The following is a 17,961-nucleotide window of genomic DNA, read 5'->3' on the forward strand; positions in this document are numbered from 1 at the left end:
GCTCGACTTCTTAAGTCATGTTTTCCTTAGAAAGGAGGTGATCCATCCCCACGTTCCCGTAGGGATACCTTGTTACGACTTAACCCCAATCATTGATCCTACCTTAGACGGCTCCCTCCTTACGGTTAGGCCACCGGCGTTGGGTATTATCAACTTTCGTGGTTTGACGGGCGGTGTGTACAAACCCCGAGAACGTATTCACCGCGACATGCTGATTCGCGATTACTAGCGATTCCGACTTCATGGAGTCGAGTTGCAGACTCCAATTCGAACTGAGACTGTTTTTATGAGTTTGGCTCCACATCACTGCTTCGCTTCTCTTTGTTCCAGCCATTGTATCACGTTTGTAGCCCAGGTCATAAGGGGCATGATGATTTGACGTCATCCCCACCTTCCTCCAGTTTATCACTGGCAGTCTCGCTAGAGTCCCCAACTTAATGATGGTAACTAGCAATAAGGGTTGCGCTCGTTGCGGGACTTAACCCAACATCTCACGACACGAGCTGACGACAACCATGCACCACCTGTACATCTGTTAACCTCCACTATATCTCTATAGCTTTGCAGAGTATGTCAAGACCTGGTAAGGTTTTTCGTGTATCTTCGAATTAAACAACATGATCCACCGCTTGTGCGGGGTCCCGTCAATTCCTTTGAGTTTCATACTTGCGTACGTACTACTCAGGCGGAGTACTTAATATGTTAACTACAGCACTGGGTTCCCCCAACACTTAGTACTCATCGTTTACGGCGTGGACTACCAGGGTATCTAATCCTGTTTGCTCCCCACGCTTTCGTGCCTCAGCGTCAGTATAGACCCAGCAAGCCGCCTTCGCCACTGGTGTTCCTCCATATATTTACGCATTTTACCGCTACACATGGAATTCCACTTGCCTCTATCTATCTCTAGCCTACCAGTTTCTAAAGCCTCACAAGGTTGAGCCTTGCACTTATACCTTAAACTTAATAGACCGCCTACGCACCCTTTACGCCCAATAATTCCGGATAACGCTTGCCCCCTATGTATTACCGCGGCTGCTGGCACATAGTTAGCCGGGGCTTATTCATTAAGTACCGTCACTCACAGATCATTTCCTATCCGTGACATTCTTCCTTAATAAAAGAACTTTACATACCGAAATACGTCTTCATTCACGCGGCGTTGCTCGGTCAGGGTTTCCCCCATTGCCGAAAATTCCCTACTGCTGCCTCCCGTAGGAGTTTGGGCCGTGTCTCAGTCCCAATGTGGCCGTTCGACCTCTCAGTCCGGCTACGCATCATCGCCTTGGTAGGCCTCTACCCCACCAACTAGCTAATGCGCCGCAGGCCTTTCTCTAAGTGTGGCTTGAAAGCCCCTTTAAATCATTCGAGATGCCTCAAATGATCCTATCCAGTTTTAGCGACCGTTTCCAGTCGTTATCCTCGTCTTAGAGGTAAGTTACCTACGTGTTACTCACCCGTTCGCCACTCACTACCGAAGTAATGCGTTCGACTTGCATGTATTAGGCACGCCGCCAGCGTTCATCCTGAGCCAGGATCAAACTCTCCAAAAAATATTTGAATTGTAAGAATTAGCTCTTATTTGTTATCTGTCTTTTCATCCAGATCCGTTTTATTTTGTTTGTAATAAATTTCCTCATCATTATTCAGTTTTCAAAGACCTATTTTGCAACATGCACCTTAATTCGTGCTGTTATATTTTAACATCATAAAACAGGGTTGTCAAGAGTTTAATTAAACTTTTATAAACCCGAATTAACTGATGTAAAAAGTGGTGGGGGGGGACGGTTTCGAACCGCCGAACCCTTAGGGAGCAGATTTACAGTCTGCCGCGTTTAGCCTCTTCGCTACCCCCCCGTTTGTTCGGTTGCTTTATTATTCTAACCTAGATAGATTAAAAATGCAACACCTATTCTCACTTTTTTGTAAGTTTTGTTTTTCCGCGATTTCTATTTCTTAATTTTCTTATCGAGTTCGTACTTAGGAATCATTACCTCACGCGCGCAACCCGTGCATTTTATTTTTATGTCCGCGCCAATACGCACGACTTCCCATGTATTTGAGCCACAAACATGGGGTTTTTTAGTCGTAATCAAATCCTTGAGTTTATAAGTCATCATTTAGATAATTTCTCAACAAGCTCTTCTAATTCTTTTAAAGACTTGTAATTGATCACTAATTTTTTATCAGTGACTGTTGTCTTCATACCGAGCTTATCTTTTAAAGTTTGTTCGTATGTGACATACACTTTGGCTTTAGGCTCACGTTTTTGTTTGTTTGTCTTCTCTTCTTTTTGTGCAAGTGCCTCGATTTGTCTTACAGATAAATCTTGTTCGATGATCTTTCTGGCAAGTTGTTTTATTCTTAATGAGTCATCCAATTTTGAAAGCACTCTTGCATGAGCCATCGATAACTCGTTATTAAGTAACATTGTTTGGACTTCTTCTGGTAAGTTTAATAACCCTAAGATGTTAGTGACATAGCTTCTGGATTTGCCAATCTTTTCAGAAAGAGACTTTTGAGTGATTTCCATTGTTCTCATGATATTGGCATAAGCTTCAGCTTCCTCAATTGGAGATAGGTTTTCTCTTTGAAGGTTTTCTACTAAAGAAATCTCAGCGACTTTACCTGGATCATATGAACGAATAATTGAAGGTACGGTCTTTAACCCTACTTGTTTAGCTGCACGATAACGTCTTTCACCACTAACAATCATGTAGCCATCTTTTACAGCTTTAACGATAATTGGTTGGAAAATCCCATGTTCAGCGATAGATTGTGCTAAATCATTGATTTTTTCTGGATCAAACACACGTCTTGGCTGATATGGGTTAGCGGTGATCTCTTCAATCGCGATTTCAACGATTTTTTCACCTTCTAATACATCATCAATGGTGTTTTCTAACAACAAATCCTTTAGGCCACGGCCTAGAACTTTACTATTTGTTTTCATTGTTCTCGATTAACTCCTTCGCTAAAGATTTATATAGTACTGCAGCACTGGATTTCGGTGCATAGGTTAATATCGGTACGCCATATGTTGGAGCAACTTGTGCAGCAACATTACTGGTAATAAAGGTTTTGAATACGCCTTCTTGGAAGTATTCCTTGACTTCATTAACAATTGCCCAACCCGCTTTGGTTCTTTTGTCTAACATGGTTAATAATACGCCTTCGATTGTTAACTCGCGCTTATTAACTTTCAAATTCTTTTGTACCACTCGAATGGTATTTAGAAGTTGAGTTAACCCATCTATGGCTAAGAATTGACACTGGATTGGAATTAAAACAGAATCAGATGCATAAAGCGCATTTAGGGTTGAAATGCCTAATGCCGGTGCACAATCGATTAAAACATAATCGTATTGAGCTTTGACTTTGGCAACAATGCTATCCAATACAAATGTGTGGTCGTTTTGTTCTAATAACTTCATATCGATTCCAGCTAAATCTATGGTAGCTGGTACTAAATCTAGTGTTTTTTTGTCGGCTACTTGAATGGGAATAATCACTTCTTTTATGGTTTTGATGCCCATTAATGCGTCATACAAATTCCCTGTCAGCTTACTTCTGTTTATCCCTAAACTCGTAGTTGCAGATCCTTGTGCATCAAAATCAATCAACAAGACTTTCTTACCGTAATATGCAAGAGAAGCTGCTAAATTGACACTGGTTGTTGTTTTTCCTACTCCACCTTTTTGATTGGCTACGGAAATGACTTTGCCCATAAGGACCTCCTATAATGGTTTTTTCTTAATATCTTTAAATGCCCTTGGATAATGATTGTTTTCTTTAATCTTTTTTACTTTCAATAAGTGTCTTTCACCATACCCATTTGGAAGTAAAAAAGAGATGATTTCTTCTACTTTCCCACCTAGGATGCCAATTCCACGTTTCGCAAGGTTAAGTTCTTCTTCTAGATTAGATGCCTTCATTGCGACAAGATACCCGCCTGTTTTCACAAACGGTAACGCAAGTTCATCTAATATATTAATGGGCGCTACTGCCCTAGCCGTTACTAGATCATAATGGTTTCTTCTTTGTAATACAAAGTTTTCGGCTCTATCCGCAACCAATTCAACATCATTAATGCCTAAGTGATTAAGCAGTTCCCCGAGAAACGTGATGCGTTTGTTAAGCGAATCAACGATGGTTAGTTTTACATTTGGATAAAAGATCTTTATAACAATCCCCGGAAAACCAGCGCCTGATCCAATATCAAGCATAGTATCTACTTTAGATAAGTCAATCCCTTTGGATAGACTTAAAGAATCGTAGAAATGTTTGTAGTAAACGCCTTCTAAATCTGTGATTGCAGTCAAATTCATAACAGCATTCTTCTCTGTTAAAAAGGCATAATACTGATCTAGTTTTTCTAATTGGCTATCCGTTGGAGTGATACCCAGTGATGAAAATATGTTCATATTACCTCAAGGATTCTAGATAAACTAATAAAATTGAGATGTCACTTGGGTTAACACCACTGATTCGGGATGCTTGGCCAAGTGTCATTGGTCTAATTTTCTTCAGTTTATCTCTAGCTTCAATTGCTAGGTTTCTAATTAAGTCGTAGTTAATATCTGTTGGAATTGGTTTATCATCCACTCTAATCATCTTTTCTGCTTCTTTTTGAGCTTTATCGATGTATCCTGAGTATTTGATCTGAATCTCTACTTGTTCTAATACCGCTTCACTATAAGTGTTTGGATAGAACTCATTAATCATATTATAACGAATTTGTGGGCGTTTTAATAGTTCATAAAGTGTGGTTCTGTCATTAAGTTTTGCTGAACCGGTACTTCTAATCAATTGATTGTTTTCTTCAGTTGGATTGATATATACGGTTTTTAACGTTTCTTTTAAGGTTTCAATGTCTTGTTTCTTCGCTAAGAACTTATCATAACGTTCTTGATCAAGTAATCCTAATTGATACCCATATTCACGTAGTCTGATGTCTGCATTGTCATGTCTTAGTAATAATCTATGTTCTGCTCTTGATGTTAATAAACGATAAGGTTCTTTTGTGCCTTTTGTGATTAAGTCATCAATTAAGACACCAATATAGGCTTCATTACGTTTTAAGATAAATGGTTTTTCACCACGTACTTTCAAGACAGCGTTAATCCCTGCCATTATTCCTTGTCCTGCGGCTTCTTCATACCCGGAGGTTCCGTTAATTTGTCCAGCACAAAATAAGTTTTCAACTAATCTGGTTTCTAAGGATTGAAAGAGTTGAGTAGGGTTGATTGCATCATACTCAATGGCGTAAGCATATTTAGTTATAATTGCATTTTCTAGTCCTTTGACTGAGTGAACGATACGTTCTTGAACGTCTCTTGGCATACTGGTTGATAACCCTTGAACGTAAATCTCATCCAATGCCATCGATTCTGGTTCTAAGAAGATTTGGTGACGTTCTTTATCAGAAAAACGAACCACTTTATCTTCAATCGATGGACAGTATCTAGGTCCTACCCCTTCAACAATCCCACCATACATTGCACTTGCATCTAGATTTAGGGTAATAATTCCATGTGTGTTTAAGTTGGTATGTGTTAAGAAACATGGTTCTTGATGACCCATTTCTTTAATTTCTGGATCAAATGAAAAGGTTTGGAATTTATCATCTGCATATTGAGGGGTTGTAACATCATAGTTAATTGAAGATTTTAAGATACGAGGTGGTGTACCTGTCTTTAGTCTGACAATTTCAAACCCTAAACGTTTAAGTTGTCCGCTAATCCCAAAGGTTGTTGGTTGATTATCTGGTCCGGAAGTGGTTGCGACATGACCAATTAAGATACGACTATGTAAATAGGTTCCTGTGGTAATGACGACTGTTTTGGAGCTTATTTGCTCTCCATTTTCTAGTTTAATCCCTTTGGCTTTACCTTCTTCAATGATCAGTTCATCTACTAAGGCTTCAAGCAATGTTAAATTAGGCGTATTTTGTAATACGTCTAACATGATTTTTGGGTATTCAAGTTTGTCAATTTGTGCTCTTAATGCCCATACTGCTGGACCTTTTGACAAATTAAGCATCTTCATTTGAATTTGCCCTTTATCGGCACTTCTAGCCATTTGCCCACCTAATGCATCAATTTCACGAACAACAATGCCTTTTGCAGGTCCACCAATAGATGGATTACAACTCATTGCGCCGACTCTATCTAATTTACCGGTAACTAATAAGGTATTAATACCCATTCTTGCCCCGGCGAGTGCTGCTTCAATGCCAGCATGGCCTCCCCCTACTACGATTAAATCATACATAATATCACTTCCCGATTAATAATTCTACCAATAAGTTAGGTTCATTACAACCTAATTACAAAGTAAAAGAAAGGCGATTGCTCGCCTTTTACAATTTTACAAATGTTTCTGCTACTTTTTCCTTTGTGAATCCAAAGGCTTTAATAACAACTTCTAGTGGTGCAGATAGACCATATCTATCAATACCGAATACATGTTTAGTGTATTTATACCAAGATTGACTGGATCCCATTTCAATTGCCAATGTCTTAACGTTTGAAGGTAAGATGGATTCTTGGTAGGCTTTATCTTGTTTTTCAAATAAGTAATGGCTTGGCATTGAAACAACTCTAACGTCTTTTCCTAAGTCCTTAAGTACTTTTTGAGCTTCGATTGCTAAACTCACTTCGCTACCTGCAGCTAGTAAGATACCATCTAGTCTTTCGTGTTCTTTACTTACTACGAATGCGCCCTTTTCAAATGTTTCGAAAGGTACACATGGTAAAGTTGGAACATTTTGACGCGTTAGGATAATCGCTGTTGGCGTTTTATGTTGTTTAACTGCCCATAACCATGCAGCTTTAGTTTCGTTAGCATCCGCTGGTCTAATAACGTTTAAACCTGGAATGACTCTTAAGCCTGCCAATTGTTCAATTGGTTCATGGGTAGGTCCATCTTCACCAACGGCAATCGTATCATGTGAGAATACGAAAATCGATGGAATTTGCATAAGTGCTGCTAAACGAATTGAAGGTTTCATATAGTCTGAGAACACAAAGAATGCGCCAGAGAATGCTTTTAAACCTCCATGTAAAACAATACCATTAGTGATAGCGCCCATAGCATGTTCTCTAACACCGAAGTTAATGTTTCTACCTAAACGGTTAGTCTTGCTGTAGTGTCCATCTGCGCCTTTTGCTTTAGTTGAAGCTGTTAAGTCGGCAGATCCACCAATAATGTTTGGATATTTCTTAGACAAGCCATCTAACACTTTACCTGATGCGCTTCTTGTAGCTACCATAGAGCCTACTTCAAAGGTTGGCAAGTCTTTAAGTTCTAATGAATCTTGTTCTTGGATAAATGCTTTTAGTTGTTGTGCTTCTTGTGGATAAGCTTCTTGGTAATCAGAAATCATGTTAATCCATTTCTTGTAAGCACGTGAGCCTCTGTTATAAACTTTTGTCTTATAGAAGCCATAAACTTCTTGTGGCACTTCAAATGGTGCATAAGACCAGTTAAGGTTTTTTCTTAACTCGTTTGCTTTTTCTTCACCAATTGGAGAACCGTGAACATTGGATGTTCCTGCTAAAGACGTGCCATAACCAATGATTGTTTTAACTTCAATCACACTTGGTTTATCGGTTTCTTTTTGTGCTTTCTTAATGGCTTTATTGATGGCCATTAGGTCATTGCCGTCTGAAACCTTTTGATAATGCCAGTTCATAGATTCGAACTTTTTCTTATGATCGTCTGAGAATGCTAAATCAGTTTTTCCATCTAATTGAATGTCGTTTGAGTCAAATAAAACGATTAATTTGCCTAATCCTAAATGTCCAGCTAGAGATAATGCTTCTAAAGCCACCCCTTCTTGTAAGTCGCCATCGCCACATAATACATAAGTAAAGTGGTCAACGACTTCATAGCCTTCTTTATTGAATTTTGCTGCTAAATGCGTTTCAGCTATCGCCATACCAACGCCATTAGAAATCCCTTGTCCAAGTGGACCTGAGGTCGTTTCAACGCCATCTGTGTGACCATATTCTGGGTGCCCTGGTGTTTTACCAATTTGTCTGAAGTGCTTTAAGTCTTCGATTGATAATTGATACCCTGACAAATGATTTAATCCATATAGCAACATGGAGCCGTGTCCTGCACTAAGGATAAATCTATCTCTGTTAAACCAATTGGATTTCTTAGGAAATGCCTTCAAAAAACGTGTGTAAAGTACATGTGCCATTGGGGCAGCGCCTAATACAATCCCTGGGTGTCCTGAATTTGCTTTATTAATCGCATCAACACCTAAAAAACGTAACGAATTGATACTAAGTTGATCTAAATGTTCCATAATTTCCTCGCTTATTTATTTTCATCTGAAGGTTTTTCTTCAGTAGTCGCCTCTTCTTTTACTTCTTCAAACTTGAAATAAGAATCATAATACTTTTGTTGGTTTTCTAAAAGTTCTTTAAACTTATTTTCACCAACAATCATCTTGATGTCTTTGATTGATTCGCTTCTGACTTGTTCAATCTTCTTTCTCATAATCGAAGTTTGAGCCATGTTCGTTATTAAAACAATCGCTAAAATCCCAATTAATCCGTAGGTTTGATAAGGTTGAAGTGCTTTAAGTGTTGAAAATAACACCGCCAACAACATCGCTACCCCGATTAATGGGAAAACCATTTTATACATTAAGCCAAAACGGATTTTATCTGCTTTTTCATAGAACTTAATCCAAACTAAGTTAGCACGTTTGCCATATAGTTCCTTCATTGCGTTGTAGTACCCATCTTCAATGAGTAATTTGAAGTTCTTTGAATCACTTGTCCAAACTGCAAATTGTCCTTTTCCTGCAAACTTAGCTAAATAGCTTGTTTCGTTCATAGAATGGATTTCTACCGTTTTATTATCTGTTGTTTGTACCTCTTTAGGGTTATTTAATTGTTTATAAATGCCATATTGTAATTTCATAGTATACATCCTCCAAATGGTATTATACCATATTTCGAAAAAGCGATGACATTAAAGCCAATAAAAACCCCAAAAATTATGGGGTTTTTAGCATAAATCGTTTTAGGTGGCTTAGTTGATAAACTCTCTATTCTCGATGATAAGTTGTGGTAATACTGCTATCATTTCAAATTCGAGTGTTAAATCTACTTCAAGTGATATACGCTCAACTTTATGTGATTCTCTTGCTAAACGTTTTTTGTCTTCAGCCATAAACACATCAAAGACTTCTTCGAATAATTCAGGATGATCAATGAATGGGTTACGGTTCTTTTGTGTACCGTAAATTACATTATTACGGTTAATTTCAAATGCATCTACTGGATCTTCTAAATGCCAGCCTAATAAGACAGCCAAGTTACCCATGGTTCTAGCAGGTAAGTCAGAGGTTCTGCCAGATTGTGCAACAATCAGTTTGAACCCATCATTACGATATCTTACCGCCATATACATAAGCATTCTCGCAATATCACCTTTGTCTAAATCTCCTGGGAAGAATCTGTTAGATCCTACTTCCCAAGCGGTTGTAGTCTTAATTGGTAAGTTGAAATAGTAGTTACTTCTTGTACTATTAGTCTTACTATTAGAGATTCTTAAGTGGTGCATGTCTGATACATATGGAGACGCTTTAGAGAATGATGATTGTGGCCATACGTGTTCTTTATTATAACCAGTAATCGATACGTGGTCATAAATCCCTAAGTAACCAGATCCACTAGGATGTTTATCTGAAATCTCTAATACAGCGTTCGTTGATGAATACCCGATGCCTTTATAGTTACGAGAGATGATGCTTGTTAGAGTTTCCACTAACGTTACCCCAGTTAATCCTTGTGCATCCGAATAGTATGCAGAAAGAATAATACCTGTTGTGACATGAACATCAATCGTCCCTGAATAAATTACATCTGACCCATCATAGATTGAATAGCTTAATACAATTGAGATTGGTTCGTCTTGTTCGACAAGTACACCAGAGTTATTCATTACAGCTTGATTGCTTGATGTCCAAACAATTGCTAAACCAAATATAGGATCAACACTTAAAAGGTTTAAGCTAATTTGTGTTTCAATATAGTCCGCAAGTTTTAACCCTTCTAATACGGTTTCTTCAAATAGTACTTTATCAAAACCATTGTTAATGGCTTTAGCTTCATCAGTGACTAATACTTTGTAAGTCCCTTCAACCTTAACGACAATACCTTTAAGAGTGACTGAATCACCAAGCATATAGCCATCAAATGGATTTACATCAAGTTGATTGAATGACACAATGATTCCATCATTAACCACAACAGACAAATCGCCTGATTCAAAATCTTTATATACAATACCATTAAAGGTGACTAATTGTGATAATTGTGTAGATAGTGACTCTACAGTAGCTGGTTTTGTAGTTACTTGTCCAAGTGTTTTCTTCTCAATAGAAGAGACATTACTAACAAGGGCATTCGCCACACTACCTTTAATTAAATAGCTATAGCCGATTTCTAAGTTAGATAACTCAGAAAGCGGCAATTCAACTTCAATACCTTTGGATTGGTCTTGTAAGAAAGCTCTAATCTTTGACCCTTCAACTACGAAAGCCGAAAGGATACCACTGAATTTAACAGCACCTGCAGCATTAACCGCTTGGCTAACAGTGATTGGATCGCCTTCTCCAAGTGTTACTTCAACAATAATCGATTTAGATTCTGTCTTGTTAGTGAAGGTAACTAATAATGCTACTTTTACTTGTCCGTTTGTTGGCATTGAGATTAGCCCTGTAGAAAGATCAATCAATAAATTATTTGGATCTGATTCTAGTGCATAATCATAAGTAATTTCTGATCCATTAGATCCAACACTTAAGAATTCGATTTGGCTTTCTTCCATAATTAATGAAGGGAAAACGAACTCTTTAATATCTTTTTGAATTGCAATGCCTTCTTCTGTTAATGCTTTAGACTTGAATGTGATGTTATCTACAGTAACACGGAATCCTCCTGTGTTTCTAAGTTCAAATACGAACTCTCCAGTCACATTTAAACCATCTATTACATAATCCACAGAACTTGAATCGACACCGATGATTTTAACCAGTTCATTGTTAACATAAACTGAAACTTCACGGAAATCACCTCCTGAGAATGCATGTTTCATTTGAAGTGTGATTTCTGTAACGCCGCCTTGAATAATCCCTTCAAGTTTAGCTGTTTTATCTGCACCAAATGTAAGGGCTAATCCGTCTAATGCTTGGTCGCTTCTCATATATTCAAAGCTCCATGCTGAGTTATTAACACCTACAAATACACCATACTTATAACTGGATCCAGTTGATGGAATTGTACTAAAGTTTTCTGTAAATTGATCCGCTGAATAAGTTTCTTCCACTGTAACAAGAATTCTTACAGTGGATAAGTTATCGCTAGAGTCTACTGCACTATATGTGACTTCATAAACACCAGCTTTGGATAAGTCTAGTTTTGAATCATCTACTGTAACAACTACAGATCCGTCTACATCATCTAAAGCTGTAATCCCAGCCAATAGATTAACTGTAGCACCAACGCTTACAGTTAAGTTCTTAGCACCTTTAATTACTGGTGCGTTTTCATCTTCAACCACTACAGCTTCTACAGTAACAAATACTTTTATGGTTGCTTCATTTTTGCTAGAGTCTACTGCACTATATGTGACTTCATAAACACCAGCTTTGGATAAGTCTAGTTTTGAATCATCTACTGTAACAACTACAGATCCGTCTACATCATCTAAAGCTGTAATCCCAGCCAATAGATTAACTGTAGCACCAACGCTTACGGTTAAGTTCTTAGCACCTTTAATTACTGGTGCGATTTCATCTTCAACCACTACAGCTTCTACAGTAACAAATACTTTTATGGTTGCTTCATTTTTGCTAGAGTCTACTGCACTATATGTGACTTCATAAACACCAGCTTTGGATAGGTCTAGTTTTGAATCATCTACTGTAACAACTACAGATCCGTCTACATCATCTAAAGCAGAAACACCCTCTAATAGATCAACTGTCGCGTCTACGGATACCGTTAAATCTTTAGCCCCAGTAATTACTGGCGCTACTTTATCTTCAACAATGATGTCTACTTTTTTAAGTATAGTAAAAGTAAAGTCTTTATCTAAAACTTTTTCCCCAATAGTAACTTTTGCTTTAATTGTCACAGACACATTTTCATCTGTTGGTTGCGTGATTTTAACTAAATTACTTTCAATTTTTGCAAAGGCTGTATTGCTAGACTCCCATTCTAGTTTTACACCTTGCCCTACAAATTCAGACACAGTTAATTCAATGTCTTTTGTGACGCCTTCTTTAGACTCGCCTTCAGCATAAGTCAAAGATAACTTGGAAAATACTTGTTCGTGTGTTACATTGATATTTTCGCCATTGCACGCATACAAAGCGAAAACAAAGAGTAACAATACAAACACTCTAAATAACTTCATTTGCTTTCCTCTTTTTCTATCGATTTTGTGTAAAGGGTTTCTTTACAGTCAAGTATTTTTATTGTACCACTAATGAAACCGTAATAAAAGTATTTTCTACCCCGGTTTTTTCGTTTTTATCAATTTGAAAACATGAACAGAAAATAAAGCTAACATTATCGCAATTTACACCTTCTAGTATAAGCGTTAAGAAATTGATCAATTGATATTCGATTAGAGAACAATGACTGTCAAAGTTTTCAAATAAAATAAAAAAAAGGTATCCCTATCAGGCACCATCACCCACATCCTACCAATGCTTATGGCTGCTTCGATCAAGACCTGACCAGGTTCACACGATAGCATTGAATGATGGTGCCTCATAGGGATACTCATTTATCTCTTAATTTTTTGAAGAAGGATTTTAATAAATCCGACGATTCTTTTTCTAGTATACCACCAAATACATTAACTTGGTGATTAAATTTGATGTCAAACAAATTTATTTTCGAACCACCAACGCCACCCTTAGGATCATAAGCCCCAAAATAGAGGTTTTGGATTCTAGATTGAATGATTGCGCCAGCACACATTGGACAAGGTTCTAAAGTCACATAAATCGCTGTATCTTCTAGTCTCCATGATCCGAGCTTCTTGTTCGCCTTTTCTATTGCAATCATTTCTGCATGTGCAAAGGTTCTTTCTTTTTTGACTCTTTGATTATACCCTTTAGCAATCACTTTGTCATCTAAAACAATCACACAGCCGATCGGGACTTCATCCTGAAGATAAGCTTTTTGTGCTTCTTTTAATGCAAGTGACATGTAATACTCGTGAGATTTACTCATAATTTCTTAGGTAAGTCTCTCACTTCATGGTATTCGCGACTTCTAGGTTCATAGGATTCACTGGCCCCTACTAAGACGATTGGGTCATTGTAAGATGCAGGTTTTCCATTAATTAAGCGCTGTGTTCTTGTAGCAGGTTGTCCAGATACAACACAAATCGCCGTTAATTTAGTCACGAACTCAGCTAATGCCAGTAGTTGTGGCATTGGTCCGAATGGTTCACCCCTAAAGTCTCTATCCAGACCGCCAACAATCACTCTAATGTTTTGATTAGCGAGTTGCTCAGCCACTTGGATAATGTCATTGTCCATAAATTGAGCTTCATCAATGACTACTGCGTCAACAGAGTCACCAATATAGTTTAATATCTCTCTAGCTTTAGTGATGTTAATCGATTTAGCTTTTGTTTTGTTGTGTGATACTATTTCTGATTCAGAGTATCTGTTATCAATGCTTGGTTTAAAAACTAAAACATTCTTCTTCGCATACTCTAAACGACGTATACGTCTAATTATTTCTTCTGTCTTACCAGCGAACATTGGTCCGCATACAACTTCAATCCAGCCACCATATATTGGTTGATGCATAGTATCACTCCCTACAATCTAGTATACGGATTTGAACCAATCTTTCAACCCCTAATTCTTATGAAAGTAAATGAAAATAAAAACGGCTCAATAATTAGCTATAAGACCATCACAAGCATAGACACAAGCGTTGAAGATAACCCACTCAAAAAGTTAACAGCATCATTCGTAATCCAAGAAATCCCACTTGAAAGAACAACTTTCTCACCTTCTAGAAATGGTTTCTCTGTAATAATTCCTGATTGAATCCCTCTATACTTAGCTTGAACGAGTGCCCCTAAATAACTGTCTACCAGACATCCTACAAATCCACCCAACGTAATGATAAGCGCGTAAAATAGCAATATCACAGATATTTCATTTGTGATTCCGTAGAAGGTAAAGAACACCAATCCAATAAACAGTGCACCAACAAATGATGCTAGAGTACCTAGTCTAGAAACTGCGCCAGATATTCCTTTTTCAACTACTTTAAATGTAATGATCGAATAAGTCTTACCTTTAGATAGTATTCCTATTTCACTTGCCCAGGTATCTGCATTAGATGCTGCTACAGATATGACTGAAGCGATCATAAACATATCATTTTTGGTGATGTAGAAAATGATTGAAAACATAGAAGTGATTAAACTATTTGCAATCACTTGAAGGGCATTTCTGCCTTTAGAATCCTTGTTATTACGTTCATGTATTTTCGTGATGATACTGGATGAAACAAAGAACATAATTAACGCAATCCAAACAACAAACCCACCAAATGCGTAGATAACAGCACCTAAGATTGTAGCTGTAATCAAACCATCTATTGTGAGTGACTTTTTTAAATAAGCTAAAAACGCTACAACCAAACTGATAATAATACCTATTATCACTGCTTCAAACATAAATACACCCCTTGTGATCCAAGATCAAAATAATAACAATAAATAATACATCAGACTTGAAACTAATGGAACGGTTAGGTTATCTAAACCTTTAGGTGTAAATAACTCAACTGCGGTTGCAATAACAGCAATCGTTAATCCTACTAATAATGACATTGGTAAGTTCAAATGAATGAGTGAGATAAAAGTAACCACTACAAAAGTGACTACCAACATCGAAAGAGATCCTAAAATGGATTTGTCATTGACGATTTTGTATTTGCCATACTTCTTACCGATTACAGCAGCAAGCCCATCGCCATAACCTAGTGTTAGAATCCCTACTGCGCCTACTAATACTAATATTGGAATATCGAATCTGGCCAAATCGCTTTTTAGCCCAAATCCTATTAGTACTAAAATCACCAACGAAATCGGGAAATAAACAGTGCCTAAATTACCCTTACCACTACGTTCCATGGATTTAATTAGGTTAGTCTTGTAAGAATAATAGTTTAACAGTACAAATGTTATTGGCGCAATCACGGCAATATACCATAAATCAAACGTAAACATGGCTAATATCCACCAATTGGACACGCCTATATGGATGAATTTTCTTGCGCCCTCATCAGCTAGTAACCCCTTCTTCTGTAATAGTGTAGATAACCCTATAACAAGAAACACTAATACATATGATAATCCTAATCCCAATAGATTCATATAGCCTCCATAACTTATATCGTCTTTAAAAATGATTCGATGATCTCTTTTTTTCTTTCACTACTCGTTATGGCTCTTTTGGTGAATACATCGTAGTCGTTTTCTCTAATTACGTTAATGATTTCTTTATAAAGGAGGATGGCAAGTGAGAGTGGTACTCTCGCATCCATCGGAAATAACACACAATCTTTTAAAGCATTATCGAAGTTTGTCTCAGCAATGAGTGCCAGTTTTTCAAACATACTAATAAATTCTTTATTTATTCTACCACTGATTAAATCACTTAGGGAGTAGTTTGCTTCTTCCATGGCTTTTCTCGGAATATAGACTCTGCCTTTTTTATAATCTTCCCCGATATCTCTTAAGATATTAGTGATTTGCATCGCATACCCAAGGTTGATTGAGAAGTCTTTCAGTGAATCTTGATTTTCATATGCTAAGATCGGTGTTAACATCAATCCTACTGTAGACGCTACGTGGTAACAATACATAAGTAAATCCTCTGTTGTTTCATAGCCTCTAAAGTCTAAATCCATCTTCTGACCTTTAATCATATCCTTAAAAGGCTTATAATCAAACTTGTCGTAAAATGGCTTTGTGTGGCGATATAGACTTCGCCACATATAAGATTTCCTAATGTCTTTAATGATATAGAGTTCCAGTTCTCTTTCGAGTCTATGGATGCCTTCTAGATCTCTATGTTCATCTACTAAATCATCGGCAATCCTACAAAAAGTATAAACTGCATAAATGGCTTTTCGTTTCTTCTTTTCCTTTAGTTGAGAAAAAGCTTTATAAAATGTTTTTGAGTTCTTTTGAATCGATCTCTTACATCTAAAATCATCGATTAATGGTCTTATAAGAAAGTATATAACCACAAATAAAACGACACCTAGGATAATCCGGATTGACGCATTATTTTCTAATAGACTAAGGATGTTATTCATTTGGTTTATGGTCCTTTAAAATCTCTTTACATGCAAGTTGTGCACTGGCCAGTACAATTGGAACGCCTGCACCAGGGTGATTTGAACTGCCTGCAAAATAAAGGTTATCAATCGTTTTGAACTTATTTTGTGGTCTAAAATATACACTTTGAGTAAGTATTGGTTTTAGTCCGAAAGTTGCTGAATACTCTAAGTTGAATTTATAGTTGAATGTTTTTGGTGTAAATGTTTTTAGTACTTCAATATGGTCCTTAACGTCTTCAAATCCTTTGATTTTTTCAATCTTATTCAATACCAAGTTCTTATACGTTTCAACCTCATCGGTTGTCCATTCGCTTTTGCCTTTCTGCATATTAGGCACTGGCACTAAGACGTAAATAAGTTCCTTTCCATTAGGGGCAATCGTTGGATCAATTTGAGATGGACTATACATGTAAAACGATGGATCCATCGGTAAAGTCCCATTATCAAGTTCGTCGATATTTCTCTTGAAATCTTCTGCAAATCTAATGGAGTGAACATTGGTTTTGTATTTCTTATTAAGTCCTAAATACAGAATAAAGGATGAGGTAGAATACTTCATCGTATCGATTTTGCTTGTCTTATACTTGCCTTTTTTTGACTCATCTTTGATGAGGTTTTTCATCGCGTATGGGAAGTCTGCATTACATAATACAATCTCACCATATCTAGGTTTTCCATTGACCAAAACACCTGCAGTCTTATTTCCAACCAATAAAATCTCTTCAACTGGTGAGTTATAATTAATCACTCCACCCATTTCCAAAAATCTACGTTCTAAGGCTTTCGTCATTTGATACATACCACCTTTGATATACCAAACGCCATAAAGAAGTTCAATCATCGGAATGATGGTATAAATTGAAGGTCCAGAATAAGGAGATACGCCAATATATAACGTTTGAAATGATAAAGCTTGTCTTAGTTTTTCATCTTTGACAAACCTAGAAATCGAGGTGTATGCACTATTTAATGTCTTTAGTTTATAGGCTTGATATAACGACTTGGGATTAAAAAATCCCCAAGCGCTTCTGTATGATTTGTCTAAGAAGTGATTTTTTACACGTTGATAACGTTCATAAACACTGGATAAATAGTCTAAGTAGCCTTTGGTTTCTGCGGGACCAAACTGTTCAAGTTGTCTAATTAAGGAAGGTAATTCACTTGATATCTCTAGTTTAGTTCCATCTGGATAATAAATTGTATTAAATGGGTTTAATAAGGACATGTCTAAATAGTCATTCGGATTCGCACCTGAATACTCAAAGACTTCTCTATAGAGCTCTGGCATCATAACAATCGTAGGACCGACATCAAATTGAAACCCTTTTTCTTCAATACGAAACATTCTTCCGCCAGGTTTTTCATTTTTCTCATAAATTTCAACATCAAAACCATCTTTTAACAGACGAATCCCTGATGCTAATCCAGCAGTGCCAGCACCGACAATAATTACTTTTTTCATCTTATCCCTCCTATAAATATTTTATCATGAGAACGATTTTTATCATATATTAAATGGCTATAATAAGTAAATCATCAAAAATTT

At 37.1% G+C, this 17,961-nt stretch carries 14 protein-coding genes, 1 tRNA gene, 1 rRNA gene and 1 other RNA gene; all 17 read right to left on the bottom strand.

All coding sequences use genetic code 11. The features are described 5' to 3' along the window. Nucleotides 1–30: 30 nt before the first annotated feature. The 17 genes from JN09_RS01365 to JN09_RS01445 all read right to left on the bottom strand — a co-directional run bounded on the left by JN09_RS01365 (nt 31) and on the right by JN09_RS01445 (nt 17,877). Nucleotides 31–1,553, bottom strand: a 16S ribosomal RNA gene (locus JN09_RS01365). A gap of 219 nt (nt 1,554–1,772) precedes the next feature. Next, nucleotides 1,773–1,857 (bottom strand) — tRNA-Tyr (locus JN09_RS01370). 92 nt (nt 1,858–1,949) lie between these two features. After that, nucleotides 1,950–2,120, bottom strand: coding sequence for a DUF951 domain-containing protein (locus JN09_RS01375; RefSeq protein WP_308699513.1), 171 nt, complete (start codon nt 2,118–2,120; stop codon nt 1,950–1,952). Further along, nucleotides 2,117–2,953: a ParB/RepB/Spo0J family partition protein gene (locus tag JN09_RS01380; RefSeq protein WP_235985152.1), complete on the bottom strand. Its 837-nt coding sequence runs from the start codon at nt 2,951–2,953 to the stop codon at nt 2,117–2,119. The genes JN09_RS01375 and JN09_RS01380 overlap by 4 nt, the downstream gene beginning before the upstream one ends. Continuing rightward, nucleotides 2,940–3,728: a ParA family protein gene (locus JN09_RS01385; protein ID WP_204432000.1), complete on the bottom strand. Its 789-nt coding sequence runs from the start codon at nt 3,726–3,728 to the stop codon at nt 2,940–2,942. The genes JN09_RS01380 and JN09_RS01385 overlap by 14 nt, the downstream gene beginning before the upstream one ends. Nucleotides 3,729–3,737: 9 nt before the next feature. Further along, complete coding sequence (rsmG, locus tag JN09_RS01390) at nt 3,738–4,424, bottom strand: 16S rRNA (guanine(527)-N(7))-methyltransferase RsmG (protein WP_204432001.1); 687 nt, start codon at nt 4,422–4,424, stop codon at nt 3,738–3,740. Nucleotide 4,425: 1 nt separating this feature from the next. Next, the gene (gene mnmG, locus JN09_RS01395; protein WP_308699516.1) at nt 4,426–6,276 is read right to left on the bottom strand and encodes a tRNA uridine-5-carboxymethylaminomethyl(34) synthesis enzyme MnmG; all 1,851 of its coding nucleotides are present in this window, start codon (nt 6,274–6,276) and stop codon (nt 4,426–4,428) included. 85 nt (nt 6,277–6,361) lie between these two features. Continuing rightward, the gene (gene tkt, locus JN09_RS01400; protein WP_204432003.1) at nt 6,362–8,317 is read right to left on the bottom strand and encodes a transketolase; all 1,956 of its coding nucleotides are present in this window, start codon (nt 8,315–8,317) and stop codon (nt 6,362–6,364) included. Between the two features lie 11 nt (nt 8,318–8,328). Then, nucleotides 8,329–8,940, bottom strand: coding sequence for a hypothetical protein (locus JN09_RS01405; protein WP_204432004.1), 612 nt, complete (start codon nt 8,938–8,940; stop codon nt 8,329–8,331). Nucleotides 8,941–9,051: 111 nt separating this feature from the next. Beyond that, nucleotides 9,052–12,444: an endonuclease gene (locus JN09_RS01410; RefSeq protein ID WP_204432005.1), complete on the bottom strand. Its 3,393-nt coding sequence runs from the start codon at nt 12,442–12,444 to the stop codon at nt 9,052–9,054. A 266-nt stretch (nt 12,445–12,710) separates the two neighbouring features. After that, an RNA gene (ffs, locus tag JN09_RS01415) (signal recognition particle sRNA small type) lies at nt 12,711–12,805 on the bottom strand. 10 nt (nt 12,806–12,815) lie between these two features. Beyond that, on the bottom strand, nt 12,816–13,271 hold the full coding sequence (tadA, locus tag JN09_RS01420; protein ID WP_204432006.1) for a tRNA adenosine(34) deaminase TadA: 456 nt from the start codon (nt 13,269–13,271) through the stop codon (nt 12,816–12,818). Further along, nucleotides 13,268–13,858: a thymidine kinase gene (locus tag JN09_RS01425; RefSeq protein WP_204432007.1), complete on the bottom strand. Its 591-nt coding sequence runs from the start codon at nt 13,856–13,858 to the stop codon at nt 13,268–13,270. Before JN09_RS01425 ends, tadA begins: the two co-directional genes overlap by 4 nt. Nucleotides 13,859–13,956: 98 nt before the next feature. Next, the gene (locus JN09_RS01430; protein ID WP_204432008.1) at nt 13,957–14,742 is read right to left on the bottom strand and encodes a DUF92 domain-containing protein; all 786 of its coding nucleotides are present in this window, start codon (nt 14,740–14,742) and stop codon (nt 13,957–13,959) included. 24 nt (nt 14,743–14,766) lie between these two features. After that, on the bottom strand, nt 14,767–15,444 hold the full coding sequence (locus tag JN09_RS01435; RefSeq protein WP_204432009.1) for a diacylglycerol/polyprenol kinase family protein: 678 nt from the start codon (nt 15,442–15,444) through the stop codon (nt 14,767–14,769). Between the two features lie 14 nt (nt 15,445–15,458). Beyond that, nucleotides 15,459–16,391 carry a phytoene/squalene synthase family protein gene (locus JN09_RS01440; protein ID WP_204432010.1) on the bottom strand — a complete coding sequence of 311 codons (933 nt, stop codon included), beginning with the start codon at nt 16,389–16,391 and terminating at the stop codon, nt 15,459–15,461. Continuing rightward, complete coding sequence (locus JN09_RS01445) at nt 16,384–17,877, bottom strand: phytoene desaturase family protein (RefSeq protein WP_204432011.1); 1,494 nt, start codon at nt 17,875–17,877, stop codon at nt 16,384–16,386. The genes JN09_RS01440 and JN09_RS01445 overlap by 8 nt, the downstream gene beginning before the upstream one ends. Between the last annotated feature and the right edge of the window lie 84 nt (nt 17,878–17,961).

The organism is Paracholeplasma morum, assembly GCF_016907055.1.
In the GTDB taxonomy this organism is placed as follows: Bacteria; Bacillota_I; Bacilli_A; order Acholeplasmatales; family UBA5453; genus Paracholeplasma; species Paracholeplasma morum.